This window comes from Streptomyces carpinensis (assembly GCF_002154505.1).
Lineage (GTDB): Bacteria > Actinomycetota > Actinomycetes > Streptomycetales > Streptomycetaceae > Streptomyces > Streptomyces carpinensis.
In genome coordinates, this window is record NZ_MUBM01000105.1 from 25,327 (window position 1) to 50,279 (window position 24,953).

Annotated in this window: 25 protein-coding genes and 1 pseudogene; 14 read left to right on the forward strand and 12 right to left on the reverse strand. The window is 72.5% G+C overall.

From position 1 onward, the window contains the following. Positions 1 to 24: 24 nt before the first annotated feature. Complete coding sequence (locus tag BZY54_RS16090; RefSeq protein ID WP_086725883.1) at positions 25 to 1,233, reverse strand: pyridoxal phosphate-dependent aminotransferase; 1,209 nt, start codon at positions 1,231 to 1,233, stop codon at positions 25 to 27. Between the two features lie 81 nt (positions 1,234 to 1,314). Between BZY54_RS16090 and BZY54_RS16095 the strand changes: the two genes are divergently transcribed. Continuing rightward, positions 1,315 to 1,965 carry a winged helix-turn-helix transcriptional regulator gene (locus BZY54_RS16095; RefSeq protein ID WP_086725884.1) on the forward strand — a complete coding sequence of 217 codons (651 nt, stop codon included), beginning with the start codon at positions 1,315 to 1,317 and terminating at the stop codon, positions 1,963 to 1,965. A gap of 69 nt (positions 1,966 to 2,034) precedes the next feature. Here the strand turns inward: BZY54_RS16095 and BZY54_RS16100 are convergent, their stop codons facing one another. From BZY54_RS16100 to BZY54_RS16110, 3 genes are all read right to left on the reverse strand, one after another. After that, positions 2,035 to 2,859, reverse strand: coding sequence for a hypothetical protein (locus tag BZY54_RS16100; protein ID WP_086725919.1), 825 nt, complete (start codon positions 2,857 to 2,859; stop codon positions 2,035 to 2,037). Next, entirely contained in the window at positions 2,859 to 4,124 is a 1,266-nt protein-coding gene (locus BZY54_RS16105) for a VWA domain-containing protein (RefSeq protein ID WP_086725885.1), read from the reverse strand. The genes BZY54_RS16100 and BZY54_RS16105 overlap by 1 nt, the downstream gene beginning before the upstream one ends. 116 nt (positions 4,125 to 4,240) lie before the next feature. Continuing rightward, positions 4,241 to 5,770 (reverse strand): IucA/IucC family protein, encoded by a 1,530-nt coding sequence (locus tag BZY54_RS16110; protein WP_086725886.1) that lies wholly within the window; start codon positions 5,768 to 5,770, stop codon positions 4,241 to 4,243. Positions 5,771 to 5,852: 82 nt separating this feature from the next. Between BZY54_RS16110 and BZY54_RS16115 the strand changes: the two genes are divergently transcribed. Next, positions 5,853 to 7,400 carry an IucA/IucC family protein gene (locus BZY54_RS16115; RefSeq protein ID WP_425276283.1) on the forward strand — a complete coding sequence of 516 codons (1,548 nt, stop codon included), beginning with the start codon at positions 5,853 to 5,855 and terminating at the stop codon, positions 7,398 to 7,400. 39 nt (positions 7,401 to 7,439) lie between these two features. Here BZY54_RS16115 and BZY54_RS16120 read toward each other — a convergent pair whose 3' ends face one another. The 3 genes from BZY54_RS16120 to fdxA all read right to left on the reverse strand — a co-directional run bounded on the left by BZY54_RS16120 (position 7,440) and on the right by fdxA (position 8,684). Beyond that, a complete protein-coding gene (locus tag BZY54_RS16120) occupies positions 7,440 to 7,868 on the reverse strand; it encodes a hypothetical protein (protein ID WP_086725888.1) in 429 nt (142 codons plus the stop codon). 51 nt (positions 7,869 to 7,919) lie between these two features. Continuing rightward, positions 7,920 to 8,300, reverse strand: coding sequence for a cupin domain-containing protein (locus tag BZY54_RS16125; protein ID WP_086725889.1), 381 nt, complete (start codon positions 8,298 to 8,300; stop codon positions 7,920 to 7,922). 63 nt (positions 8,301 to 8,363) lie between these two features. Next, positions 8,364 to 8,684, reverse strand: a complete 321-nt coding sequence (fdxA, locus tag BZY54_RS16130) for a ferredoxin (protein WP_086725890.1) — start codon at positions 8,682 to 8,684, stop codon at positions 8,364 to 8,366. Positions 8,685 to 8,935: 251 nt separating this feature from the next. Here fdxA and BZY54_RS16135 point away from each other — a divergent pair, with 251 nt between their 5' ends. The 5 genes from BZY54_RS16135 (at position 8,936) to BZY54_RS16155 (ending at position 12,112) form a co-directional block, all read left to right on the forward strand. Continuing rightward, the gene (locus BZY54_RS16135) at positions 8,936 to 9,637 is read left to right on the forward strand and encodes a DUF2249 domain-containing protein (protein WP_086725891.1); all 702 of its coding nucleotides are present in this window, start codon (positions 8,936 to 8,938) and stop codon (positions 9,635 to 9,637) included. Continuing rightward, positions 9,630 to 10,058 carry a cupin domain-containing protein gene (locus tag BZY54_RS16140; RefSeq protein WP_086725892.1) on the forward strand — a complete coding sequence of 143 codons (429 nt, stop codon included), beginning with the start codon at positions 9,630 to 9,632 and terminating at the stop codon, positions 10,056 to 10,058. The genes BZY54_RS16135 and BZY54_RS16140 overlap by 8 nt, the downstream gene beginning before the upstream one ends. Before the next feature lie 35 nt (positions 10,059 to 10,093). Continuing rightward, positions 10,094 to 10,273: a DUF6104 family protein gene (locus BZY54_RS16145; protein ID WP_086725893.1), complete on the forward strand. Its 180-nt coding sequence runs from the start codon at positions 10,094 to 10,096 to the stop codon at positions 10,271 to 10,273. Between the two features lie 73 nt (positions 10,274 to 10,346). Beyond that, positions 10,347 to 11,054, forward strand: coding sequence for a helix-turn-helix transcriptional regulator (locus BZY54_RS16150; RefSeq protein ID WP_086725894.1), 708 nt, complete (start codon positions 10,347 to 10,349; stop codon positions 11,052 to 11,054). Between the two features lie 143 nt (positions 11,055 to 11,197). Beyond that, a complete protein-coding gene (locus BZY54_RS16155; protein ID WP_086725895.1) occupies positions 11,198 to 12,112 on the forward strand; it encodes a HipA family kinase in 915 nt (304 codons plus the stop codon). Positions 12,113 to 12,232: 120 nt separating this feature from the next. Here the strand turns inward: BZY54_RS16155 and aceB are convergent, their stop codons facing one another. Together aceB and BZY54_RS16165 are read right to left on the reverse strand one after the other, a co-directional pair. Continuing rightward, positions 12,233 to 13,858 carry a malate synthase A gene (gene aceB / locus BZY54_RS16160; RefSeq protein ID WP_086725896.1) on the reverse strand — a complete coding sequence of 542 codons (1,626 nt, stop codon included), beginning with the start codon at positions 13,856 to 13,858 and terminating at the stop codon, positions 12,233 to 12,235. A gap of 184 nt (positions 13,859 to 14,042) precedes the next feature. Continuing rightward, positions 14,043 to 14,642, reverse strand: coding sequence for a nucleotidyltransferase family protein (locus BZY54_RS16165; RefSeq protein ID WP_086725897.1), 600 nt, complete (start codon positions 14,640 to 14,642; stop codon positions 14,043 to 14,045). Positions 14,643 to 14,787: 145 nt separating this feature from the next. On the opposite strand from BZY54_RS16165, the gene BZY54_RS16170 reads away from it, so the two are divergent. Beyond that, complete coding sequence (locus BZY54_RS16170) at positions 14,788 to 15,102, forward strand: DUF5955 family protein (RefSeq protein ID WP_086725898.1); 315 nt, start codon at positions 14,788 to 14,790, stop codon at positions 15,100 to 15,102. Between the two features lie 291 nt (positions 15,103 to 15,393). On the opposite strand, the gene BZY54_RS16175 is transcribed toward BZY54_RS16170, so the two are convergent. Beyond that, the gene (locus BZY54_RS16175) at positions 15,394 to 16,194 is read right to left on the reverse strand and encodes an IclR family transcriptional regulator (RefSeq protein WP_086725899.1); all 801 of its coding nucleotides are present in this window, start codon (positions 16,192 to 16,194) and stop codon (positions 15,394 to 15,396) included. A 285-nt stretch (positions 16,195 to 16,479) separates the two neighbouring features. On the opposite strand from BZY54_RS16175, the gene allB reads away from it, so the two are divergent. Both allB and alc read left to right on the forward strand, forming a co-directional pair. Continuing rightward, entirely contained in the window at positions 16,480 to 17,820 is a 1,341-nt protein-coding gene (allB, locus tag BZY54_RS16180) for an allantoinase AllB (RefSeq protein ID WP_086725900.1), read from the forward strand. Positions 17,821 to 17,862: 42 nt separating this feature from the next. Then, entirely contained in the window at positions 17,863 to 18,978 is a 1,116-nt protein-coding gene (gene alc / locus BZY54_RS16185) for an allantoicase (RefSeq protein WP_086725901.1), read from the forward strand. 123 nt (positions 18,979 to 19,101) lie between these two features. On the opposite strand, the gene BZY54_RS16190 is transcribed toward alc, so the two are convergent. Further along, positions 19,102 to 19,851: an SDR family oxidoreductase gene (locus tag BZY54_RS16190; protein WP_086725902.1), complete on the reverse strand. Its 750-nt coding sequence runs from the start codon at positions 19,849 to 19,851 to the stop codon at positions 19,102 to 19,104. A gap of 162 nt (positions 19,852 to 20,013) precedes the next feature. Here BZY54_RS16190 and BZY54_RS16195 point away from each other — a divergent pair, with 162 nt between their 5' ends. Both BZY54_RS16195 and BZY54_RS16205 read left to right on the forward strand, forming a co-directional pair. After that, a complete protein-coding gene (locus BZY54_RS16195; RefSeq protein ID WP_086725903.1) occupies positions 20,014 to 20,838 on the forward strand; it encodes an AIM24 family protein in 825 nt (274 codons plus the stop codon). Between the two features lie 454 nt (positions 20,839 to 21,292). Beyond that, positions 21,293 to 21,688 carry a guanyl-specific ribonuclease gene (locus BZY54_RS16205; protein WP_086725904.1) on the forward strand — a complete coding sequence of 132 codons (396 nt, stop codon included), beginning with the start codon at positions 21,293 to 21,295 and terminating at the stop codon, positions 21,686 to 21,688. Between the two features lie 58 nt (positions 21,689 to 21,746). Here the strand turns inward: BZY54_RS16205 and BZY54_RS16210 are convergent, their stop codons facing one another. Further along, positions 21,747 to 22,712, reverse strand: a complete 966-nt coding sequence (locus BZY54_RS16210) for an NADPH:quinone reductase (protein WP_086725905.1) — start codon at positions 22,710 to 22,712, stop codon at positions 21,747 to 21,749. A 202-nt stretch (positions 22,713 to 22,914) separates the two neighbouring features. Here BZY54_RS16210 and BZY54_RS16215 point away from each other — a divergent pair. Continuing rightward, positions 22,915 to 23,658: pseudogene (locus tag BZY54_RS16215) on the forward strand (response regulator). Continuing rightward, positions 23,658 to 24,839 (forward strand): cytochrome P450 family protein, encoded by a 1,182-nt coding sequence (locus BZY54_RS16220; protein ID WP_086725906.1) that lies wholly within the window; start codon positions 23,658 to 23,660, stop codon positions 24,837 to 24,839. Before BZY54_RS16215 ends, BZY54_RS16220 begins: the two are co-directional and overlap by 1 nt. Positions 24,840 to 24,953: the final 114 nt, after the last annotated feature.

Sequence of the window (24,953 nt, forward strand, 5' to 3'; positions counted from 1 at the left end):
CCAGGGCCGGCCGGCGTGCGCCGCCTACTGCCGGTACCCGCTCAGGAACCGCCCGATGCGCCCGATCGCCGCCTCCAGGTCGTCCGCGTACGGCAGAGTGAGGATCCGGAAGTGGTCGGTGGACGGCCAGTTGAAGCCGGTGCCCTGGACGACCTGGATCTTCTCACGCAGCAGCAGGTCCAGGACGAACTTCTCGTCGTCGTGGATCTTGTGCACCTTGGGGTCCAGGCGCGGGAAGGCGTACAGCGCGCCCTTGGGCTTCACGCAGCTCACGCCCGGGATCTCGTTGAGCTTCCGCCAGGCCACGTCACGCTGCTCTCGCAGCCGGCCGCCGGGAGCGGTCAGTTCGCGGATGGACTGCCGGCCGCCGAGCGCGGCCTGGATGGCGTACTGGGCCGGAGCGTTGGCGCACAGGCGCATGGAGGCCAGCATGGTCAGGCCCTCCAGATAGTCCTTCGCGTGCTGCTTCGGGCCGGTCACCACCAGCCAGCCGGACCGGAAGCCCGCCACCCGGTAGGTCTTGGACAGGCCGCAGAAGGTGAGGACCACCAGGTCGGGGGCGAGTGCGGCGGTCGAGTGGTGCACGGCGTCGTCGTAGAGGATCTGGTCGTAGATCTCGTCGGCGAGGACCATCAGGCCGTGCCGCCGGGCGAGGTCGAGGATGCCCTCCAGGACCTCCTTGGGATAGACCGCGCCGGTGGGGTTGTTGGGGTTGATGACGACGACGGCCTTCGTCCGGTCCGTGATCTTCGAGGCCATGTCGTCCAGATCCGGGTACCAGTCGGCCTGTTCGTCGCACAGGTAGTGGACCGCCTTGCCCCCGGCGAGCGTCGTCACCGCCGTCCACAGCGGGAAGTCCGGCGCGGGGATGAGGATTTCGTCGCCGTCCTCCACCAGCGCCTGTACGGCCATCGACACCAGCTCGGAGACGCCGTTGCCGAGGAAGACGTCGTCGACGCCGACGTCCAGGCCCCGCTCCTGGTAGCGCTGGGCGACCGCCCGGCGGGCGGAGAGGATGCCGCGCGAGTCGGTGTAGCCGTGTGCCTGGGGCAGCATCCGGATCATGTCCTGGAGGATCTCCTCCGGCGCCTCGAAGCCGAAGAGCGCGGGGTTGCCCGTGTTCAGGCGCAGCACACTGTGGCCCGCCTCCTCCAGCGCGTTGGCGTGCTCGATCACCGGGCCACGGATCTCGTAACAGACCTCGCTGAGCTTGCTCGACTGCCGGAACTCCATGCGCCCCTCCGGGAACTCGTGTTGCTTGGTTTTACCAAGTGGGAGCTTGGAAAGTCCAACAACGTGTCTAGACTGCGTCGCATGTCACCTCGCCGAAGCTACGACCAGTACTGCTCCGCGGCCCGCGCGCTCGACGCCGTCGGCGACCGCTGGACGCTGCTGATCGTCCGCGAACTGCTGGCCGGCCCGCGCCGCTACACGGACCTGCACGCCGATCTGCCGGGGGTGAGCACGGACGTCCTCGCCTCACGGCTGAAGGACATGGAACGGGACGGGCTGGCGACCCGGCGCCGGCTGCCGCCGCCCGGGGCGGCCTACGTCTACGAACTCACCCCGCGCGGCAACGCGTTGCTGCCGGTTCTCCAGGCACTGGGCGAGTGGGGGCAGGAGGAGCTGGGCGAGCCGCGGCCCACGGACGCGGTCCGCGCCCACTGGTTCGCGCTGCCGCTGCTTCGGGCCCTGCGGGAAGGAGGGGAGGGCGTGGGCATCGTGGAAGTGCGGCTGGATGAAGGCGTGTTCCACCTGTACGCCGCCGAGGTCACCGGTTCTGGGAGCGGTCCCGTGTACGGGGACGGGCCCGCCCCCGGGGAGCCCGACGCCGTGCTGGCACTCGACTTCGCGACCTGCGCGGCCGTCGCCGGGGGCGAGTTCAGCCTGATCGACGCGGTGCGGGACGGGCGAGTCGACGTCACCGGGGACGGCGCCCTGGCCAAAGCCCTGCGGCAGGCGTGAGAGAAGGCCCGCCCCGACCGGGACGGGCCTTCCGAATCTGGGCCTGCGGCCCAGGCGCTTGAGCGGGCGTCAGACGCCCGGCGGCACCCGCGAGGGCCGTCCCGATCCCCGCGTCAGCGCGTACCCGCCGATGCCCGCGAGCGCGGCCAGCACGGCGCCGATGCCGGTCCACACCCACCGGTCGGACCACCAGCCGGAGGACCAGCCGCCGTCCGGCTCGATGCTCGACAGGACGGCCGCCTTCTTCGAGCCGCCCTCACCGTTCGCCGAACCGGACCCGTCCTGCCGGGACTTCACCGCGACCCCCGGTACCAGCGGCTGCGCCAGCGAGCCGTCGACCGCCGCCGCGCCGCCGATGTCCTTGGAGCCGACCTCCACCTCGGCGTTCACCGGCAGGCCCAGATCGGACGCCTGGAGGCCGACCACCGTGAGCCGGACGTAGTACGTGCCGGGCAGCGGGTCGTCGGCCCACGGCTCCGACCAGGCGCGGACCGTGCGCAGCACACAGGCCAGCTCCACCGAGGCCGCGCCCTGCGCGGCGGTGCGCGTCTGGGCTCCGTACTGGCAGGCCTGACGGCGCCGCAGCCCGTCGTAGACGTCGATCTGCCAGGTCTGCGTGGCGTGCTGCTCCGGCAGCTTCACCGTCGCGTGGACGGTGGGCCGCCGGCCGGCGTCGGCCGCGAACGACCAGTACAGATAGTCGCCCGTGGAGGCGTCGGCGGTGGCCCGCTGCCCCTGCTCGATCTCCGTCGCCGTACGGAAGGACGTGCCAGCCCGAGTGGGCGCCCCGCTGTCGCCGGACGGACTCGCCGAGGGTGAGGAGTCGGCCGCCGCGGGGGCCGCCGCCAGTCCGAGCGCCAGCAGCGCGGCGCCCAACACACGAGTGATGCGCATCAGTTCGTCCTCCAGACCGCGACCCGCCAGCGCGACAGCCAGCCCCATACGAGGCCCGCCAGGAAGCCGACCAGCACCAGCACCCCGAGCAGCCACCAGCCGCGCCCCAGACCGAACGCCGCCACGTCACCGGCCTTGTCCGGGCCGTCCACCACGTCGACGGTCAGCTCCAGCGGCAGACCCGGGGAGGTCTTCACACCCGCAGCCGCCGAGAAGGAGTTGGTGACCTGGAGGCAGACCGTCTCGGCCGGGGCGCTCTCGTCGTCGCTCTCCGGCCTCGGGTAGCGAAGTCCCGTCGATATCACGTCGGTACGGCCGGTGCCCGCCGCCTCGCCGCGCACGATCTCCCGGCCGTGCACCGTCACGGCCCGCAGCAGCAGCCCGTAGTCGGGATTCACGGCCCGGTCGTCGGCGACGCTCACCGAAGCCCGCAGCTCCTGGCCGGGTTCGACGTCCACCCGGTACCAGCGCTGCCGGCCGAACTCCTCACGGTCGGTGTACAGGCCGGACTTGAGGGCCGGTGCCTTGGCGCAGTCGTCGGCGCCCTCGGTGGCGACCGGCGTCACCACCGGGTCGGCGGCCCGGTCGACCAACTGGCCGACCCGGTCGGTGAGCTCCTCCTTGTGCTGCACGGAGGTGTACGTGCCGCCGGTCGCGTCCGCGATGCAGCTGAGCTGGTCGCGGGTCTTGGCGTCGGGCACCAGGCCCAGGGTGTCGATGGTCAGCCCGATGCCCTTGGCCGCGATCTCGCGGGCCACCTCGCACGGGTCCAGCGGCTGGCAGGTGTCCTCGCCGTCGCTGATCAGGACGATACGGCGGGTGCCGTCCCCGCCCTCGAGGTCGGTGGCGGCCTTCTGCAGCGCGGGCCCGATCGGCGTCCAGCCGGTCGGCGCGAGCGTGGCCACCGCGGTCTTGGCCTCGGTGCGGTCGAGCGGGCCGACCGGGTAGAGCTGAGCGGTGTCCTTGCAGCCCGTCTTCCGGTCGTCGCCGCGGTAGTCGGCGCCGAGCGTGCGGATGCCGAGCTGGACCTCCTCCGGCGTGGCGTCCAGCACCTCGTTGAACGCCTGCTTCGCCGCGGCCATCCGCGACCCGCCGTCGATGTCCCGTGTGCGCATGGAACCGCTGACGTCCAGGACCAGCTCGACCTTCGGGGCGGCCTGGCCGTCCGGTTCGTCGGCGACCGCGCCGGCGGGGAAGGCGATCCCGGCCGTCAGGGCGGCGAGCAGAGCACAGACCCCTGCCGCCAGCCGTTGTCTTGTGATCATCGGCGGATCTTATTGATCAGACTCGCCCTGATCCAAAACGAGCGGGTGGTGGCGGCGGTTGTGCGGAACAGGACTTGTCCCACCGTCAGGTGATGGCGACGGCTCAGGTGACGCACTCAGACGGATGACGGTGCTTCGACCGGCCGGGGGCGCGGCAGATCGGTCCAGATGTCCCCGGCATGCCCGGGTGACAGCCGCATCAGCGTCAACGCCTTGGTGGGCAGCGGCTCCTCCAGCAGCGCCTGGACATCGGCCGTGCGCGGGAGATCCCCTGCGACGGCTTCCAGGGCCGCCCGCAGTGCCGCGCCCGAACCGGCCGTCCCCGCCAGCGCGCCGGCCACCAGCGAGCCGAACAGCTTGCGGCGCAGATCCCTCGGATCGTCGGTGAGGTTGCGGGCGGGCAACTCCGGGACCGCGATGCCGTACCGGGCCAGCCGCGCCGGGCTGACGCGGATGTCGGCGAGGTCCCGGTAGACCAGCCGCAGCGGGGCACCGGAGCCGGACAGCACCACCAGCAGGTTCTGGCCGTGCGCCTCCAGGGCCACCCCCAGCTCCAGCAGGCGCAGACCGGCCGTGAGCGCGAGCCGCGCGAAGCCGGCCAGCCAGGACGGGGAGTCCGGCAGGCCGGTGACGGGCAGGGCCGCCACCGGCAGCAGGTGCTCGCCGGGGGCGGCGTACGTCCGCGGCGACTCGCGCCACAGGGCCGCCAGGTCGGGGGAGTGGGCCGTGGCCGCGCCGACGGTGCCGGTGAAGTGCAGCACGCCCTCCGTGCGGGCCGCCAGGTCCTCCGCGAAGGACGACAGAACGGCCGAGGCGGCCACCGAGCCGACCGAGATGTCCCGCACCGACGACGTCAGGCGGGCCGAGAGCGCGGTCTTGACGTGCGGCCCGTCCGGCAGCGCCAGCGTGCGCAGGGACATCAAGGGGTGCGCGACGGGCCCGCCGCCCTCGCCGGGCCGCTTGAGCACGTGCTCCGCCTGCCAGGGATGCACGGGGATCAGCAGCCGTCCGCCGTCCCGCAGATCCCGCGGCCACGCCCCCGTCACCAGGCATTCCTCCGCCGCGACCGGCACCAGGCACAGCTCCACCAGGGGCCGGTGCTCCGGACCGTACGCCAGCTGCTCGGCCACCGAGAAACCCGGCCGGGAACGGCAGTTGGGGTGGAAGGGGTGGCCGTCGACCACCCGCTGCTCCCACACCCAGTCCGCCCCGCTCCACGCCGGCCGACGCGCCTCGGTGCCCGGCGGCTGATCGGCCCGCGACAGGGCCAACGAGGCGGCACTGTGCGACAGTTCGGCGGCGAAGGCGTCACCGTGCGGCACGGCGAGGCCGGTCATCAGCCGAGCCGGGTCCTCGTAGGACTGCTCGCCGAGTCGTACGGTGGTGACATACGCGGCCGTGGCGTACGGATCCGACGGCGGGCCGTACAACTCGCGGCCGTCAGCGAGTCGCAGCACCAGTCCGTCCCGCACCCGTTCCCGGCCCGTGATCCACGGCAGCGGCTCGTGGGCCAGCGCCCGCCACAACCGGGTCAGCACGGACGCCCGCGCGCCGCTCAGTTCACGCGCGTACCGTGGGACCAGCTCGGGGCGCACCACGGCCAGCTCCTCGCCGATCTCGACCTCGGCGGTCTGGGGACGGTGCACGGTCGGGCTCCTCGGGTACGGATCGGACGCCGGCGTCACGGTGACGCGCGCCGGGCGGACATACTGATCACCTTCGCATCGTATGGAACGAATGGAACGCGTGGAGCCCATGCCCCTCACCGACGACGTCGGGGAGCGCGCGGACGCATACGCGTCCGCGCCCCTGCTGAACTGCCTGATCCGCGAGGTGGCACAGCCGTGCCCCGCCGACCAGGAGGGACGGCGCGTGTACCGGCTGCCGGGCGCGGGGCGGCTGCTGCGGGTGCGCGACGGGCGGCGGCCCGCCGAACCGGAGGTGTACACGGCGGGCCGCTGGCGGCGCGTCGACCATGCCGAACTGGTCAAACTCGTGGCCGAGGAGCTACGGCGGCACACCGGCCTGTCCAACGACGAACTGCCCGCCGAGATGATCGACAGCCGCGAGGCGGTGGCGGCGCTGCTCACCGCGCGCGACCGGGCGACGCCGCCCGGCGACCCGTACCTGCGGTCCGAGCAGTCCCTCGTCACCGGCCATCCCCACCACCCGGCGCCCAAGGCGCGTGGTGGCGCCCCGGTCACCTCCTGGCTGCCGTACGCGCCCGAGGCGCACGTCCGCTTCCCGCTGGTGCTGCTCGGGGCGCGTGCGGACACGGTGGTGGAGGACGGCGACACCGCCGCGCTCGACGCCCTCGGCCAGGCCCCGCCCGGCTACCGGCTGCTGCCCGCCCACCCCTGGCAGCTGGACCTGGTGGGCCGCGGGCTCGCCGAGGCCTTCGCGGACGGCCGGCTGATCCGGCTCGGCACGACCCCCTTCGACGTGTGGCCCACCGCGGCCATCCGCACCGTGCACGCCCCGGACAGCGACCTCTTCCTGAAGTTCAGCCTCGATGTGCGCATCACCAACGACGTACGGCGGCTGTGGCGGCACGACCTGCTGAAGCTGCGCCGCACGGACTCGGCCGTCACGGCGGCCTTCGCGGCGCTGGGCGGCCCGGCGGCCTGGCTGAGCGACCGCGGCTACCGCACCGCGGGCTTCGCCTTCGAGGAACTGGCCGTGGTCGTCCGCGACGGGCTGCGCGGGCACGTGCCGCCCGGCGCGACCCCGCTGCTCGCCGCCGCCTTGGCCGAGGGCTTCGACGGCAACCCGCTGGACGGGCCGGTGGATCCGGAGGTGTGGTGGGCGGCGTATCTGCGCCAGGTCCTGCCGCCGGCCCTCACGGCCTTCGCCCGGCACGGTGTCGTCCTGGAGGCGCATCTGCAGAACTCGCTCGTCGCCGTGGACGCCGACGGCGTTCCCGTGCAGGCGCTGTTCCGGGACGCGGAAGGCGTGAAGCTGCTGCCGGAGGTGTCCCGGGCGGCCGGCTGGGAGCGGCTGGTGTACTGCCTGTTCGTCAACAACCTCAGCGAGATCGCCGCCGCCCTGGTGGAACGCCACCCGGGCTTCGACCCGTGGCCGGCCGTCCGGCGCGAACTGGCCCGCCACGACCTGCCCGAGGCCGCCGGGCTGCTCACCTCGCCGACCCTGCCCGGCAAGACGAACCTGCTGCTGCGCTGGACCCGCGCGGACGGAGCCGACGCCCGGTACCGGCCGCTGCCGAATCCTCTGGCCGGCGCGGAAGGGGAGGGCGGCCGGGCGGTGGAGGCGCTGTAGGGCCTGCCCGGCGGGTCAAGGCGCAGGCAAGCGTCCGGGCTACTGCGTCAGCAGGCTGAATCCCAGCACCGCCAGGGCGAGGACCTTGGCGATCTCGAAGGCCACGTAGTACAGGTGCCCGCGCGAGCGGGGCAGGTCCTCTCCGGCAAGGACGCGGTCCGATCTGCGGTTCAACCGGGGACGGACCACCCCCAGCTGCACGGCGAGCAGCACGGCCGTGACGGCGGTGAGCACCACGACGGTCGCCGGAGGGCCGCCGGCGGCCACCGCCACGACGACGGCGGCGGCCAGGACGGCCTCGACGGGGTTCAGTGCCCGGAAGACCAGGCGGCCGATGCCCAGGCCGATCGGGACGGTCACCTCGGGGGCGCGGAACTTCAGCGGCGCCTCCAGGAAGGAGATCGCCAGCACCATCCCGAGCCAGACGAAGGTTGCCGCGCCCGCGGTCGCGGCCGACGTGGCGTTCATCGATGTGTTGCCTCTCTGCTCGGCCGAAGAACGGCTGGGGGGAGTGGTGGATCAGGCCGTCTCGGCCGGCGGCCAGGACTCCAGCCGGCGGGCGAAGGCCGGCGGCGAGGCCACGACCACGAGAGAGGCCGGCTCCTCACCCGGGTTGGCCAGGCCCACGCGTTCGCCGACGGCGATGTGGGCGGCGGCCGCACCGGCCGTCAGCGTCCGGACCCGGCCGTCGTGGCGCAGCTCGACGGACCCGGCCACGGGGATGAGCACGATCTGCGAGGCGCCGTGGTCGTGTTCGGGCATGGCGGCGCCCGCGGGCAGCTCCACGTGGACGACGGCGACCTGCTCGGAGGTCTCCGCGGTGGTGAGCAGGGCCGCGGTCGGGCCGCCGGGCATGGGCGCGCGGCGGCGGGGGGAGGCGGCGATGTCGGCGACGTGCATGATGTCCCCTTTGCGGATGGGCGGGTGGTGTGGTGCGGGGAGCGGACGGGGCCTGCGGCCTTCTCACTCTCCCTGCGGCGGAAGAGCGGCGATCAGCGGATGGTCACGCTCGATCAGCCCCAGCTTGGCGGCACCGCCGGGTGATCCGAGAGGGTCGAAGAACTCGACGTTCGCGCGGGTGTACTCCTGCCATTCGGCCGGCACGTCCTCCTCGTAGAAGATCGCCTCGACCGGGCAGACCGGCTCGCACGCGCCGCAGTCCACGCATTCGTCCGGGTGGATGTACAGCGACCGCTGCCCCTCGTAGATGCAGTCCACCGGGCATTCCTCGACGCACGCCTTGTCCTTCACATCCACACAGGGCTGCGCGATCACATAGGTCATCGGTGCTCCTCCTCCCTTCGGCAGAGGTCCCGCAACCGGGTTTCTACGAATATACATGTGAGAATCCCGCTGTTTCTCCGGCGGGAGGCTGGGTGCAGGAGGGGCCCAGGTCCGCGACACCCGCTGCCCGTGTTGGTCCGGGGTGGCGGATCGGAGTCCCTCCTATTTTTACGAAGTAGGGTGTAATAATTGTGATGCTCTTCACGGGCGTACTTGCCGCAGCCAGAACAGCCAGAACAGAGGGGTCACACATGCCACCCGCCGCAGAGGTGTACATCCAGGCGACCGACACCGACCCGGACGTCCGGGCGCAGGCCGTCGTCGAGGAAACCCACCAGCGACTGCTGGACCGGCTGACCGCGCTCACCGAGTCCGGCGAGGAACTCACCCCGGCGTTCACCGAACGGCTGGGCCGTCTCCTGGAGGCCACCGAGCAGACTCTGTACGCCGCCGCGTCCGGCGCGGCCGAGACCCGGCTGCTGGTGCGGGCGCTGCGCGCCGCCGCCGGCACGATCGGCGGGCAGGCCGCCTCCCTGGACGCCGCGACCGACAGCGCCGAACGCGCGGGCGCCGTCCGCACCCTCGCGGGCATGCTCACCGTCCATCTCGGCATGGAGCGCGCCGTGCTGCTGCCCGCCCTGCGGGCACTGCCGGGAGTCGACCTGTCCGCGCTCGTCGGCGACTTCACCACCGTCCTGGAGGGTGGCCGGCTGGAGGATCCGGCGGTCGTCGACGTCCGCGAGATCCCGCACGGTCGGCGCCACCCGCGCATCTTCACCCGCTTCGCCCGCCTCGCGGACGGGGAGTCCTTCGTCCTGGTCAACAACCACGATCCCAAGCCGCTGCGCCGTGAGTTCGAGGCCACCCACCCCCGCCGCTTCACCTGGGAGTACGTCGAGTCCGGGCCCGAGCAGTGGCAGATCCGCATCACGCGGGTGGCCGGCGATGCCTGAGACGCGGGCCGGTGACCTGCCGGAGGAGGCGGCCGTGGCGCGTGTGCTGTGCGACGTCCGGGCCCTCACCGGCGAACCGACCGGACCCACCGGCGTCCTGTGGAAACTGGCCGAGTCCGGCCGCCAGCTCGACGCCAACCTGATCCGGCTGCCCGCCGGCGAGCGCATCGGCACGCACGCCGAGCCGGACCTGGACGTCCTGGTCCTCGTCGTCACCGGTGACGGCGTGATGGACACCCCCGAGGGAGAGCTGCCGCTGGCCGAAGGGGCGCTCCTGTGGCTGCCGCACGGCTCGACGCGCAGCATCACCGCGGGACCCGAGGGCCTGGCCTACGTCACCGTGCACCGGCGCCGCCCCGGCATGCAGATCCGCCGCCGCGCCGATCTCGCCCCGGTGACGGCACGGCCCGACAGCCCCTGACAGCGGCACGGCCGACGAGAGAGGAAGCGAGGCACTTGCACTCCACCGACCGGGCGATCGACGAACTCCGGACCCGCCGGGGAGGGGAAGCCGTGAGCATGACCTGGCTCGCCGACCGGCTGCTGCACTTCGTCGACCTGAACCCGGAGTTCGAGATCCCCGTCGACCGTCTCGCCAGCTGGCTGGCCCGGCTGGACGACCTCGACGACGCATGACGACCTCGACGGCGGAGCGTAGGTGGCAGGTTTTCCCTATTTTCCACGAGCCGCTGCGGGTAAAATTGGTGAAATGAGTGAGCAGACGTTGCATGATCCGGCCGGCCCTTCCGCCGTGGGCGAGAGCCGGGCCCATGTGCTCGACGTACTGCGCGCCACGTCCGAAGCGGTGGGCGTACGGGAGGTCGCCGAGCAGACGGGCCTGCACCCCAACACCGCCCGGTTCCACCTCGACACGCTGGTCAAGGAAGGACTCGCCGAGCGCCGCACCGAGGGGCGCGGCCGGCCCGGCAGGCCCCGCACCGTCTACCGCGCCGCCGCCCCCTCGCGGGTACCGGCCGGCCGCCGCAGCTACCAGCTGCTCGCCCAGATGCTCACCGGCCTGATCACCCAGGCACTGCCGCAGCCCGCGCAGGCCGCGGTCGACGCCGGTGAGGCATGGGGCCGCTACCTGGTCGACACGCCCTCACCCGCCCAGCGCATCGACGCGGAGGAGGCCGTCCGGCGGCTGACCCGAGTGCTCGCGGACGTCGGTTTCTCCCCCGGCCCCGTCGAGGACCGGCCGGACCGGGTCGTCCCGCTGCGCCACTGCCCGTTCCGGGAGGTCGCCGAGGAGCACCGGGAGGTGGTGTGCTCCCTGCACCTGGGCCTCATGCGCGGCGCACTGAAGGAAGTGCGCGCCCCCGTGGGCGTCGACCGGCTGGAGCCGTTCGTCGAGCCCTCGCTGTGCCTGGCCCACCTCACCTCCGTGGAACAGGACCGGCCGGAACGCATCGCCTGACGGCGCGAGCGGGCGTCGTACGACTCGGCCTCCTTCAGACACCATGGAGCCGCAGTGAGCGATCCGGCGCACTCCGCGTGGCTGTCACGCGCGGTTACTATGCTCACTTCATGCCGGAGGTCCGAAGCAAGGGGTGTGGGAACATGCTGAGGGAGGTCGCCGCGACCCGCTACGTCACACCCCTCCGTTCCGGCGGCTCCGTCCCCGGAGTCGTCGAGGCCGACGACCTGGGCACGTACGTCGTGAAGTTCACCGGCTCCGCGCAGGGCCGCAAGGCGCTGGTCGCCGAGGTGATCGTGGGCGAGCTGGCGCGTGCTCTCGGGCTGCGCTTCCCCGAGCTGGTCCTCGTGCACTTCGACCCGGAGCTCGCCGCGCACGAACCGCACCAGGAGGTGCGCGACCTGCTCAACGCCAGCCCCGGCGTCAACCTCGGGATGGACTATCTGCCGGGCGCGCGCGACTTCACCCCTCAGGTGGCGAAGACCTTCCCGGTGGATCCGCTGGAGGCCGGCCGGATCGTATGGCTGGACGCGCTGACGGTGAACGTGGACCGCACCGTGCACAGCTCGAACCTGATGGTCTGGCCCACCCTCGGTGTCGCACCCCCACGCCTGTGGCTGATCGACCACGGCGCGGCCCTCGTCTTCCACCACCGCTGGGACACCTCGGTGCCCGAGAAGGCGTACGACTTCCGCCACCACGCCCTCGGTCACTACGCCCCGGACGTCCGCGCCGCCGACACCGAACTGGCGCCGAAGGTGACGCGGGAGCTGCTGGACGAGGTTCTGGCGGAGGTGCCCGACGCCTGGCTCACCGACGAACCCGGGTTCGCGACCCCGGGCGAGGCCAGGGCGGCCTACGCCGACTATCTCGCCGCCCGGGTGGCCGCGTCCGAGGCCTGGCTGCCCACCGACTTCCCCAGCCGCGAGGAGCTGGCGGCCGAGGAGGCGCTGCGCGCGGCGAGGACGCAGGAGGGGCGGCCCAAGTGGCTCAAGCGGGTCCCGGACCTGCACGGCAAGCCGCCCGCCGAACAGGACTGGTCGATCCACCTGGGGTGACGCCTCCGGGCCGACGCCTCGGGCTTCGGGCCGGCCCTTCGCAACGGTGGCTCCGGTGTGACCCCGGAGACGGCCGCGTGGCCCCGGACGTTCCCGGGGCCACGCGTATCAGGACGAGCGTCAGCCCTTGAGCTGCTCGTACGCCGGCAGCGTCAGGAAGTCGGCGTAGTCCTCGTCGAGGGAGACCTGGAGCAGCAGGTCGTGGGCCTGCTGCCAGTGGCCGGCGGCGAACGCCTCGTCGCCGATCTCCTCGCGGATGTTCGCCAGTTCCTCGGCGGCGACCTTGCGGGCCAACTCGGGCGTGGCCTTCTCGCCGTTCTCGAACTCGACGCCCGCGTTGATCCACTGCCAGATCTGCGAGCGGGAGATCTCGGCGGTGGCCGCGTCCTCCATGAGGTTGAAGATGGCGACCGCGCCGAGGCCGCGCAGCCAGGCCTCGATGTACCGGATGCCCACCTGGACGGCGTTGACCAGGCCCGTGTACGTCGGCTTGGCGTCCAGGGAGTCGATCGCGATGAGGTCGGCGGCCTCCACGTGGACGTCCTCGCGCAGCCGGTCCTTCTGGTTCGGCTTGTCGCCGAGCACCTTGTCGAAGGACTCCATGGCGATCGGCACCAGGTCGGGGTGGGCGACCCAGGAGCCGTCGAAGCCGTCGTTCGCCTCGCGGTCCTTGTCGGCGCGGACCTTCTCGAAGGCCACCTTGTTGACCTCGGCGTCGCGGCGGGAGGGGATGAAGGCCGCCATGCCGCCGATCGCGTGCGCACCGCGCTTGTGGCAGGTGCGCACGAGGAGCTCGGTGTACGCGCGCATGAACGGGGCCGTCATCGTGACCGCGTTGCGGTCCGGCAGGACGAACTTCTCCCCGCCGTCACGGAAGTTCTTGACGATGGAGAACAGGTAGTCCCAGCGACCGGCGTTCAACCCGGAGGCGTGGTCGCGCAGTTCGTAGAGGATCTCCTCCATCTCGTACGCGGCCGTGATCGTCTCGATCAGGACGGTGGCGCGGATCGTGCCCTGCGGGATGCCGACGTAGTCCTGGGCGAAGACGAAGATCTCGTTCCAGAGGCGGGCCTCCAGGTGCGACTCCGTCTTCGGCAGGTAGAAGTACGGGCCCTTGCCGAGGTCGAGCAGGCGCTGGGCGTTGTGGAAGAAGTACAGGCCGAAGTCGACGAGGGCGCCGGGGACCTGCTTGCCGTCGGCGTCGACGAGGTGACGCTCGGCGAGGTGCCAGCCGCGCGGGCGCATGACGACGGTGGCGAGTTCCCCGGCCGGCCGCAGCGCGTAGGACTTACCGGACTTCGAGTCGGTGAAGTCGATGTCGCGGGTGTAGGCATCGATCAGGTTGAGCTGGCCGAGGACGACGTTCTCCCAGGTGGGGGCGGAGGCGTCCTCGAAGTCGGCGAGCCAGACCCGCGCGCCGGAGTTGAGCGCGTTGATGGTCATCTTGCGGTCGGTGGGACCGGTGATCTCGACCCGGCGGTCGTTCAGGGCCGCCGGGGCCGGCGCGACCTTCCAGGAGTCGTCCGCGCGGATCGCGGCCGTCTCGGGCAGGAAGTCGAGGGTGGAGGTGCGGGCGATCTCGGCGCGGCGCTCGGCCCGGCGGGCCAGGAGTTCGTCACGGCGCGGGGTGAACCGCCGGTGCAGCTCCGCCACGAAGGCGAGCGCCGCGTCGGTGAGGACCTCCTCCTGCCGGGGCAGGGGCTCGGCGTCGACGATGGCCAGCGGGGACGGCGCTGGTGCGGACATGAGCTGTCACTTCCTTCAGCGGTGGCACCACGTGCCTAGCGGCACGAACAGGACGAATCGCACCCGTTGTGCGGCCGGGTGCTTCTGAACAGTGGATACTAGTTTCCTCATCGTGGAACTTCAATGGTTTGTTGATGTCGAGATTCTCTGGGTCGAGGCAAGGTGGCGCTCGGTGCCACCGCGCTCACTCGAGGTGGCCCAGGTCCGCTTCGGTGTCGATGTCGTACGGCTGCGCCACGTCCCCGCACTCGACGAGTGTGATCGCGTCCGCGTGCTCCTTCAGATAGGCGCGTGCCCCCTGGTCCCCGCCGGCACTCGCCGCGATGCCCGTCCAATGGGCCGCGCCGAGCAGAACGGGGTGGCCGCGCACACCGGCGTACGTCGCGGAGACCAGCGACGTCTCGTCCCGGTACGCGGCCAGGATCCGGGCCGCCGCCGCCGCGCCGATCCCCGGCTGGTCGACGAGCGAGACCAGCGCCGCCCGGGCGCCCGTACCGGCCAGCGAGTCCAGCCCGGCCCGCAGCGAGGACCCCATGCCCTGCTCCCAGCCCGGGTTGTCCACGAGCACGCAGCCGTCGAGCCGGGCCCGTCGCCGTACCTCGTCCGCCCGCGCGCCGAGGACCACGTGGACGCGTGCGCATCCGGCCGAGCGCAGAACCGCGACCGCGTGCTCCACCAGTGGCCGGCCGCGGTGCGCGAGCAGCGCCTTGGGCCGCCCGCCGAGCCGCCGCCCGCCGCCGGCGGCCAGCACCAGCCCGGCGACGTCGTCATCTGTGCGTGTCATGGGTCCTGCATACCTGACGGCCCGTCGGCCGCGCTGCCGCACCGGGGGCTGAATTTCGCTCCGCGCGCTGGCGTACCCCGCCCCAGGTGGCGTTTACTGGCCCGGGTCCGGGGACTGCGCACAACGAGGTGCGAGGGGGAGGGCTGTGTTGCGGAGCTTGGGACAGAGGCCGCTGGCCGGCAGCGGAGAGGACCCGCGGGTGGCGGGACTGCGCGCCGCCGTGTCCCGTTTACGCCGGGAACTCGCCGCCCACCCCGCCGAGTTCCCCGACCGTGGTATAGCCGAGGACGAACTCGCCGCGCTCGCCGCGATGGCCACCCACGGCATTCCCGAGACCCCGCGGCTGCGCCGCTCCCTGCTGCTGATCGCCGGATCCATCGGCTCGGTCAGCGCCCTGGCCGGCGGCCTGTCGGAGGTCCGCGCCGCGGTGGAGCTGTTCGGGGAGTCGCCGCGCGACTGACGGCCGCGTGACTGTCGGCCGGTTGCCGAACTGTTGTCGGCGCGCGGGCGCCGGGCGTTCCGTCCGGGTTCCAGATGCCAGGTGCCCTGCGCCGGAGCCGACGTGGGTGCCGTGCGGACCTCCTGCGCCCCCGACTTCGGCGCCCGCGGCGTCCCCGCCGAACATCCCCAGGCCGTCGTCGCCCTCCTCGCCATGAGCAGGCGCCCGGCGGTCAGTGGTCAGGGGTCACCGGCGTGAGCGTCGCCCGCACGACCCGGGATCGGGCCCGCCCCGGCCGGCCCGGCCCTGGGATCAGGCCGTCGGGCCGGAGCTGGCCAGGGCCTGGGAGAGTTCCTTCGCCACCTGCTGGAGGACCGGGACGATCCGCTCCTTGGCGGCCTCCGTGACGCGGCCCGCGGGGCCGGAGATGGAGATCGCGGCGGCGGTGGGGGAGTCCGGGATGGTGACCGCGATGCAGCGGACCCCTATCTCCTGCTCGTTGTCGTCCATGGCGTAGCCGAGCCGGCGTACGTCCTCCAGAGCCTCCAGGAAGCCGTCCGGAGTGATGATCGTCTTCTCCGTGGCGGCGGGCATGCCGGTACGGCTGAGCAGGGCGCGCACCTCGTCGGCCGGGGTGTGCGCGAGCAGCGCCTTGCCCACACCCGTGGAGTGCGGCAGCACGCGCCGGCCGACCTCGGTGAACATGCGCATCGAGTGCTTGGACGGCACCTGCGCCACGTACACGATCTCGTCGCCGTCGAGCAGCGCCATGTTCGCCGTCTCGCCGGTCTCGTCGACCAGGCGGGCGAGGTAGGGGCGGGCCCAGGTGCCCAGCAGCCGGGAGGCGGACTCGCCCAGACGGATCAGCCGGGGGCCGAGCGCATACCGGCGGTTGGGCTGCTGGCGGACGTATCCGCAGGCCACGAGGGTGCGCATCAGGCGGTGGATGGTGGGCAGCGGCAGTCCGCTGCTCGCCGAGAGCTCGCTCAGACCGACCTCGCCGCCCGCGTCAGCCATCCGCTCGAGCAGATCGAAGGCGCGCTCGAGGGACTGGACCCCACCGCTGGCGGAGGACTTGGCGGAGTCGGTGGTGCTGGCGCTGGACGTCGGCACGGCGCGTTCCTTTCGGGGCTGGCAGGAAGGGCAAAAGCCTACCCGGGGGACGGTTGACTCCCTGCCTGTACGGAACTACGTTCTGTCTATTGGAATTCTAATTCCGCTTTGTGGAAACGTCCAGAGCGTCTGCGGTGAGCTGCTGTCCAGAAGTGTGCCCCTTGACGGGGTGAGGGCGGGAGTGAAGACTCCTTCAACAGAACGTTGAAGTCCGTTACGTGGGCGTCCATCCGCGTACATCCAGTTTCCGGTACGGAAGCTCAACAGTGGCAGAGAGGGGTCCGGGTGTCCGACGCTGAACTGGTGCTGCGCTCGACGCGCGTCATCACGCCCGAGGGGATGCGCGCCGCGGCGGTCTTGGTCGCCGGCGGCACGATCAGGGCCGTACTGCCCCATGGCGCGGAGGTACCCGCGGGCGCCCGCCTGGAGGACCTCGGCGACGACGTCCTGCTGCCCGGCCTGGTCGACACCCACGTGCACGTGAACGACCCCGGCCGCACCGAGTGGGAGGGCTTCTGGACCGCCACGCGCGCGGCGGCCGCCGGCGGCATCACCACGCTGGTCGACATGCCGCTCAACTCCCTCCCGCCGACCACCACGGTCGACAACCTGCGTATCAAGCGGGAGGTGGCCCGGGACAAGGCCCACATCGACGTCGGCTTCTGGGGCGGCGCCCTCCCCGACAACGTCAAGGACCTGCGCCCGCTGCACGACGCCGGGGTCTTCGGCTTCAAGGCGTTCCTGTCGCCCTCGGGCGTGGACGAGTTCCCGCACCTGAGCCAGGACCGGCTCGCCACCTCGCTCGCGGAGATATCCGGCTTCGACGGCCTGCTGATCGTGCACGCCGAGGACCCGCACCACCTCGCCGCAGCCCCGCAGCACGGCGGCCCCAAGTACACCGACTTCCTCGCCTCCCGCCCGCGCGACGCCGAGGACACCGCCATCGCCGGCCTGATCGCGCAGGCCAAGCGACTGAACGCGCGCGTGCACGTGCTGCACCTGTCCTCCAGCGACGCGCTGCCGCTGATCGCCGAGGCGAAGGCGGAGGGAGTGCGCATCACGGTCGAGACCTGCCCGCACTACCTCACCCTGACCGCCGAGGAGGTCCCGGACGGGGCCAGCGAGTTCAAGTGCTGCCCGCCCATCCGTGAGGCCGCCAACCAGGACCTGCTCTGGCAGGCGCTGGCCGACGGCACCATCGACTGCGTGGTCACCGACCACTCGCCCTCCACCGCCGACCTCAAGACGGACGACTTCGCCACCGCCTGGGGCGGCATCGCCTCGCTGCAGCTGAGCCTGGCGGCCGTGTGGACGGAGGCGCGCCGGCGCGGTCACGGCCTGGAGGACGTGGTCCGCTGGATGTCGGCGCAGACCGCGCGGCTGGTCGGCCTCGACGCCCGCAAGGGCGCCATCGCGCCCGGCCACGACGCCGACTTCGCGGTCCTCGCACCCGAGGAGACGTTCACGGTGGATCCGGCGGCCCTCCAGCACCGCAACCGCGTCACGGCGTACGCGGGCAAGACCCTCAGCGGCGTCGTGAAGTCCACCTGGCTGCGCGGCGAACGCATCGTGGCGGACGGCGAGTTCACCGAGCCGAAGGGCCGGCTCCTCGACCGGACCGCCTGACCCACCGCACCGGCCCACCACAGAAAGGAAGATCTGATCACCGTGACGGCGATTCCCAGCTTCACCGGCGACGCGAACCCCTACGGAGGCGGCGACCCCTACGCGGACTACCGCACCGCCGACCTCCCCTTCACCCAGCACGCCAACCTCGCCGACCGGCAGCTCGGCGCCGGTGTCATCGCCGCCAACGACGAGTTCTTCGCCCAGCGCGAGAACCTGCTGGTGCCCGAGCGCGCCGAGTTCGACCCCGAGCACTTCGGGCACAAGGGCAAGATCATGGACGGCTGGGAGACCCGACGGCGGCGCGGCGCCTCCGCCGAGCACCCCTGGCCCACCGAGGAGGACCACGACTGGGCGCTGATCCGGCTCGGCGCGCCCGGCGTCGTGCGCGGCATCGTGGTCGACACGGCCCACTTCCGCGGCAACTATCCGCAGGCGGTGTCCGTGGAGGGCACCTCGGTGGCGGGCTCCCCGTCGCCGGAGGAACTGCTGGCCGACGACGTGAAGTGGACGACGCTGGTCGCGCGCACCCCGGTCGGCGGTCACGCGGCCAACGGCTTCGCGGTCAACGCCGAGCAGCGCTTCACGCACCTGCGCGTCAAGCAGCACCCCGACGGCGGTATCGCGCGGCTGCGGGTCTACGGCGAGGTCGTCCCGGACCCGAAGTGGCTGGCGGCGCTCGGCACCTTCGACGTGGTCGCCCTGGAGAACGGCGGCCGGGTCGAGGACGCCTCCAACCTCTTCTACTCGCCGGCCACCAACACCATCCAGCCGGGCCGCTCCCGCAAGATGGACGACGGCTGGGAGACGCGGCGCCGCCGCGACCGGGGCAACGACTGGATCCGCTACCAGCTGGTCGCCCGGTCGGAGATCCGCGCCGTCGAGATCGACACCGCCTACCTCAAGGGCAACAGCGCGGGCTGGGCGTCGGTCTCCGTGAAGGACGGCGAGAGCGGGGAGTGGACCGAGGTGCTGCCGCGCACCCGCCTGCAGCCCGACACCGACCACCGCTTCGTGCTGCCCACGCCCGCCGTCGGCACGCACGCGCGCGTGGACATCTTCCCGGACGGAGGTATCTCCCGTCTGCGCCTGTTCGGCTCCCTGACGGAGGAGGGTGCGGCCCACCTGGCGGCCCGCCACCAGGAACTGGGCGGCTGACCCCGACCGATTCCAGAGAGCGGCCCACCGGGGCCATGACCCCACGGGATCGTGGCCCCGCCCGAACTCGCGGGGCGCGCCGGCCCGACAGCACCGGCGTGCCCCGCGATGCCCGCCGTCGCCTCAGGCGGCGTGCCCGCCGTCCACCGCGAACTCGGCTCCGGTGACGTACGCCGCCTCGGCGCCGGCCAGGTAGGCCACCGTCGCCGCCACCTCGGTGGTGGTCCCGAAGCGGCCCAGTGCCGTCATCTCCGCCTGGCCGGGCGCGTACGGCCCGTCGGCGGGGTTCATGTCGGTGTCGATCGGACCGGGGTGGACGATGTTCGCCGTGATCCCGCGCGGCCCCAGCTCCCGGGCGAGGGCCTTGGTCAGGCCGATCAAGGCCGCCTTGCTCGTCGCGTAGAGGGTCCCGCCCGGCCCCGGGACGCGCTGGGTCATGCAGGTGCCGACAGTGATGATCCGGCCGCCCTGCCCCATGCGGGAGGCGGCCGCCTGGCAGGCCAGGAAGACCGCGCGCACGTTGACGGCGAGCACTCGGTCGACATCGTCGAGCGTCAGGCTCTCCACCGGCCCCAGCAGGCCGACGCCCGCGTTGTTCACCAGCACGTCGAGCCCGCCAAGTTCGTCCACCGCACGTCCGACGGCTCCCGCCGCCTCCCGCGGGTCGGCCGCGTCCGCCCGCAGGGCCACCGCCCGCCGTCCGAGCCGCTCCACGGCACCTACGACCTCGGCCGCCGCGTCCTTTCCGTTCACGTAGGTGACGGCCACGTCGTGACCCTCACGTGCGAGGCGCACCGCCGTCGCCGCGCCGATGCCTCGGCTCCCGCCGGTCACGAGAGCCACCCCGCCGTTCGTCCGTGCTGAAGAAGTCATGCCCCCATCCCAGCGGCCGGGCCGCGCGGGTGCTGGCGGGCAACGGACACCGATGTCGGCCGGATGTGGTCCGGGCCCATGCCCGGATGTGATCCCGGCCCATGCCGGACATGATCCGAGCCCATCCGGAACTCTTCGGTCCGTTTTCCCGTTGCTGTCGTCGTGACCCTTCAGCAAGAAATCGTCGGCAACGCCATGCAGATGGCGGTCGTCAACCTGAGTCCCGGCCAGACCGTGTACTGCGAGGCCGGGAAGTTCCTGTTCAAGACCACCAACGTGACCATGGAGACCCGGCTGTCCGGCCCGTCCGGCAACGGCGGGGGGCAGAACCGGAGCGGCGGGGCCGGGAGCGGCGGGATGGGCGGGCTGCTGCGCCAGGCCATGGGCACGGCCATGCAGGTCGGCCAGCGTGTCCTGGCGGGCGAGTCGCTGGCGTTCCAGTACTTCACGTCCCAGGGCGGCGAGGGCACCGTCGGCTTCGCGGGCGTGCTGCCCGGCGAGATGCGCGCGCTGGAGTTGGACGGCACGCGCGCGTGGTTCGCGGAGAAGGACGCCTTCGTCGCCGCGGAGTCCACCGTCGACTTCGGCATCGCCTTCACCGGCGGCCGCACCGGCATCAGCGGCGGCGAGGGCTTCGTCCTGGAGAAGTTCACCGGCCACGGCACGGTGATCATCGCCGGCGCCGGCAACTTCATCGACCTCGACCCGGCGGACTTCGGCGGCCGCATCGAGGTCGACACCGGCTGTGTCGTCGCCTTCGAGGAGGGCATCCGGTACGGCGTCCAGCGCGTCGGCGGCCTCAACCGCCAGGGGATCATGAACGCCGTCTTCGGCGGTGAGGGCCTGTCCCTGGCCACCCTGGAGGGCAGCGGCCGCGTCATCCTGCAGTCCCTCACCATCGAGGGCCTCGCCAATGCCCTGAGGAAGGCCCAGGGCGGCGACAAGCAGGGGCCGACCGGCGGGCTGTTCTCGACCCACGCGGGATGAGTTCCGCGGCCCAGGACAGGGGCACTGCGGCGCCCCGGGACAGGGGTTCCGCGGCGGATCCGTGACACGTGCTTCGCGGCGGAGCGATGAGTCGTGGGGACCGGTGGGGTCTGAGGTGATGACAATGGACCCCACCCCGGAAGCAGGCACCGGCTCTTCCAGGAGGGCGTCGTCCCGACCGCCTTCACGCACACCGGGGGACGCGTCACCGAGGCGGGCGTGTTCATCCGGTCGTACGACTTCGCGGGCCGTCCCCGGTACGGCTCCTACGAACTCCCGGGGAACGTCTGACCGCCTCGCGAGGGGCGCGCAGTGCGCCAGCGCGGCGCTCACCCGTGGAGGTGGCGTGAGGGCGCCGGGCCGCAGGTGAACTGCCCGCGAATTCACCGGACTTGCCGGGAAACTACGAGCTTGTCATTGACATGCCATCGTCTACGCGCGTCATCATGAGCTCATGAGATTCCCCCCACGCATGACTCGCATCGGCGCCGCGGGCGCCCTGCTGTCCGCCCTGCTCGTGGGCTGCACGGTCACCGCCGGCCCGGCGGACGCCACCACGGTCTCGGCCGGCAGCATCTGCTACGGCGACCTGCCCTCCCAGGCGTACGGCACGCTCGACCTGATCGACCGGGGTGGGCCCTTCCCCTACTCGCAGGACGGCAGCGTCTTCCAGAACCGTGAGGGCGTCCTGCCCCGGCAGTCGACCGGCTACTACCACGAGTACACGGTCGTCACTCCCGGCTCGCCCACCCGCGGCGCACGGCGCATCGTCACCGGCGAGCGGAACCAGGAGGACTACTACACCTCCGACCACTACGCGACGTTCGACCTGATCGACTTCGGCTGCTGAACCCACCGCCGGGCACCGCAACCGGGCGCCCGGCGTCCGTCCTGCCGCACGGGGGTGGTCAGGGCTGCAGGACGACGCGTCGGCCGTGCAGTTCCCCCCGCTCCAGGCGGCGGTGTGTGTCCGCCGCCTCGCTCATGGCGCGGCGCTCCACCGCCCGCGGGCGCAGACCGCCGGCCGCCAGCAGTTCGTTGAGCATGGCCGCCGCACCGGCGAGCTCCGCGACCGTCGCGTGGGAGATGACGAAGCCGCGCAGGGAACCGTCCTTCATGTACAGCGGGCCGACCGGCAGGGTCGGCTCGGCCCGGGCGCCGGCCATGAGGACGATGCGGCCGCGCCGGGCGAGGAGACCGACGGCGGTCCGCAGGTCGTGGTGGCCGGAGGTGTCGATGTGGACGTCGACGCCGTCGGGCGCCGGTCCCACCAGCCGCTCCGCGACGTCGGCGGCACGGTAGTCCACGACCTCCGCCGCGCCCAGGGACCGTACGTACGCGTGGTCGCGCGGCGCCGCCGTCGCGAGCACCCGCGCCCCCGCCCGCACCGCGAGCTCCACCACCGCGCCGCCCACGTTGCCGCCCGCACCGCCGACCAGCACCGTCTCGCCCGCGCGCAGTCCGCCGTGCGCGAAGAGGGCCAGGTGGGCGGTGGCGGCGGGGTGGACCACGGCCACCGCATCCTCGGGGCGCACGCCGGACGGCAGCCGGTACAGGCGGTCGGCGGGCACCACGGCCTGTTCGGCGGTCGGCCCCTGCCGCCCTTCGTGGCCGAGGCTGTTGCACCACACCGTCTCGCCCACGGCGAAGCCGCACCCGGGCGAGGCCACCGTGCCCACGAGATCGCGCCCGATCACGAAGGGCATGGGGATCGGCGTACGGAACACCCCGGAACGGACGAACGTGTCCACCGGATTGACCGTGGTCGCCAGGACGTCCACCAGCACCTCGCCGGGGCCCGGCAGGGGAGCGGGCAGCTCACCCCAGCGGATGACGTCGGGGGAGCCCAGTTCCTCGATGTACGCGGCACGCATGATCGATCATTCTTCCACCGCAGTGCCGCGCGTGAGACCGCACCGCTCCGTTCGTACGCACCGCAGCCCGCTCGGCAGGGGGCCCGGCCCTCGCGCACACCGTCGGGGGACTCGGAGCCGGCCGGCGGCGCCCGTCTCCCGCGCGGTGGTGTGACGGCGAGCCGGTGTGGCCGGGGCGTCGGCGGTTTGGTCGGGTGGGCCCGTGACCACGATCCGACTGCTCCTCGTCGAGGACGACCCGCTGGTGAGAGCCGGGCTGTCCTTCATGATGGGGGGCGCCGAGGACATCGAGATCGTCGGCCAGGCGGCCGACGGCAGCGAGGTGGAGGCCCTGGTGGAGCGCACCGGGCCCGGACGTCGTCCTCATGGACGTGCGGATGCCGGGCGTGGACGGCCTCACGGCGACGGAGCGGCTGCGGAACCGCCCCGAGGCCCCCAGATCGTGGTCCCCACCACCTTCCACGCGACGAGCAGGTGCTGTGGGCGCTGCGCGCGGGCGCCACCGGGTTCGTTCTCAAGGACACCCCGCCCGCCGAGATCGTCCAGGCGGTGCGCCGGGCCGCGGCGGGCGACCCGGTCCTCTCGCCCACCGTCACCCGCCAGTTGATGCGGCACGCGGCCGGTACGCCGCCGACGGCCGGCGTTCCCGCGCGCGGGAAGGCGTCGCCGCCCTCAACGAGCGCGAACGGGGGGTCGCCGTCCGCGTCGGCCGGGGCCTGGCCAACGCCCAGATAGCCGCGGAGCTCTTCATGAGCGCCGCCACCGTCAAGACCCGCGTCTCGCGCATCCCGGCCAAGCTCGGCCTCAACAACCGGGTGCAGAGCTGCTCGCCCATGACGCCGGGCTTCTCGAGGAAGACGCGCTCTGGGGTCCCGGGCACTCGGAAGCGGTGCCGTGCGTTGCCAGGGCAGGGGGAGCCGCTCGTGCTTCCGGAGGGGAGTGGTGATGGCGGACGTGATCGATCTGACCGAGTACGGGGAGGGGTTCCGCGAGGATCCGCACCCGGTCTACGCGCGACTGCGCGAACTCGGCCCGGTCCACTGGGTACGGCTGCCACCGCCCGAGGGCTACGACACCTGGCTCGTCGTCGGACACGAGGAGGCGCGCGGCGCCCTCGCCGACCCGAGGCTGGTCAAGGATGTCGGCGCGGTGGACGTGACGCTCCTCGAGGAGCAGGCGATCGGCAAGCACCTGCTGATCACCGATCCGCCGCAGCACACGCGGCTGCGCTCGCTCGTGACCCGCGCGTTCACCGCGCGCCGGGTCGAGGCACTGCGTCCCCGGGTCCAGCAGATCACCGACGAGCTGCTGGACGCGATGCTGCCGCGCGGACGCGCCGACCTCGTGGAGGCCTTCGCGTACCCGCTGCCGATCACGGTCATCTGCGAGCTGCTCGGCGTGCCCGAGATCGACCGGGCCGCGTTCCGTGAGATGTCGAACGAGGTGGTCGCGCCGACCAGCGAGGAGGCGAACCTGCGGGCCGTGGAGCGGCTCGGCGCCTATCTCACCGAGTTGATCGAGGACAAGCGGTGCGCCGGCCCGGCCGACGACCTGCTCAGCGACCTGATCCGCACCACCGGCGAGGACGGTGACCGGCTCTCCCCCGGGGAGCTGCGCGGCATGGCCTTCCTGCTGCTGATCGCGGGCCACGAGACCACGGTCAACCTGATCACCAACAGCGTGCACGCCCTGCTCACCCACCCCGACCAGCTCGCCGCACTGCGCGCCGACCTCGATCTCGTCGACGGCGCCGTCGAGGAGACGCTGCGCCACGAGGGCCCGGTGGAGAACGCCACGTTCCGGTACGCGGCCGAGCCGCTGCAGATCGCAGGCACCGCCATCGCGCGGGGCGAGCCGGTGATGATCGGCCTCACCGCGTCCGGCCGGGACGGCAGCCGCTTCCCCGCTCCGGACCGCTTCGACATCCACCGTGACACCCGCGGCCACCTCGCCTTCGGCCACGGCATGCACTACTGCCTCGGTGCCCCCCTGGCCCGCCTGGAGGCCCACACCGCCCTGCGCAGCCTCCTCCACCGCGCCCCCGGCCTGGCCCTCGACGGCCCTCCGGGCGAGTGGCTGCCGGGCATGCTGATCCGCGGCGTGCGAAGCCTCCCGGTCCGCTGGTAGCCGCGGCCGACCGGTGGTCATCCCCGCGGACCGTCACCAGGGTTGAATGCGGGCCGGGGACGGCCACCGGCCGCCCGGGCCCGCATGACGGCACAGGTCGGAGGGACCGGACGG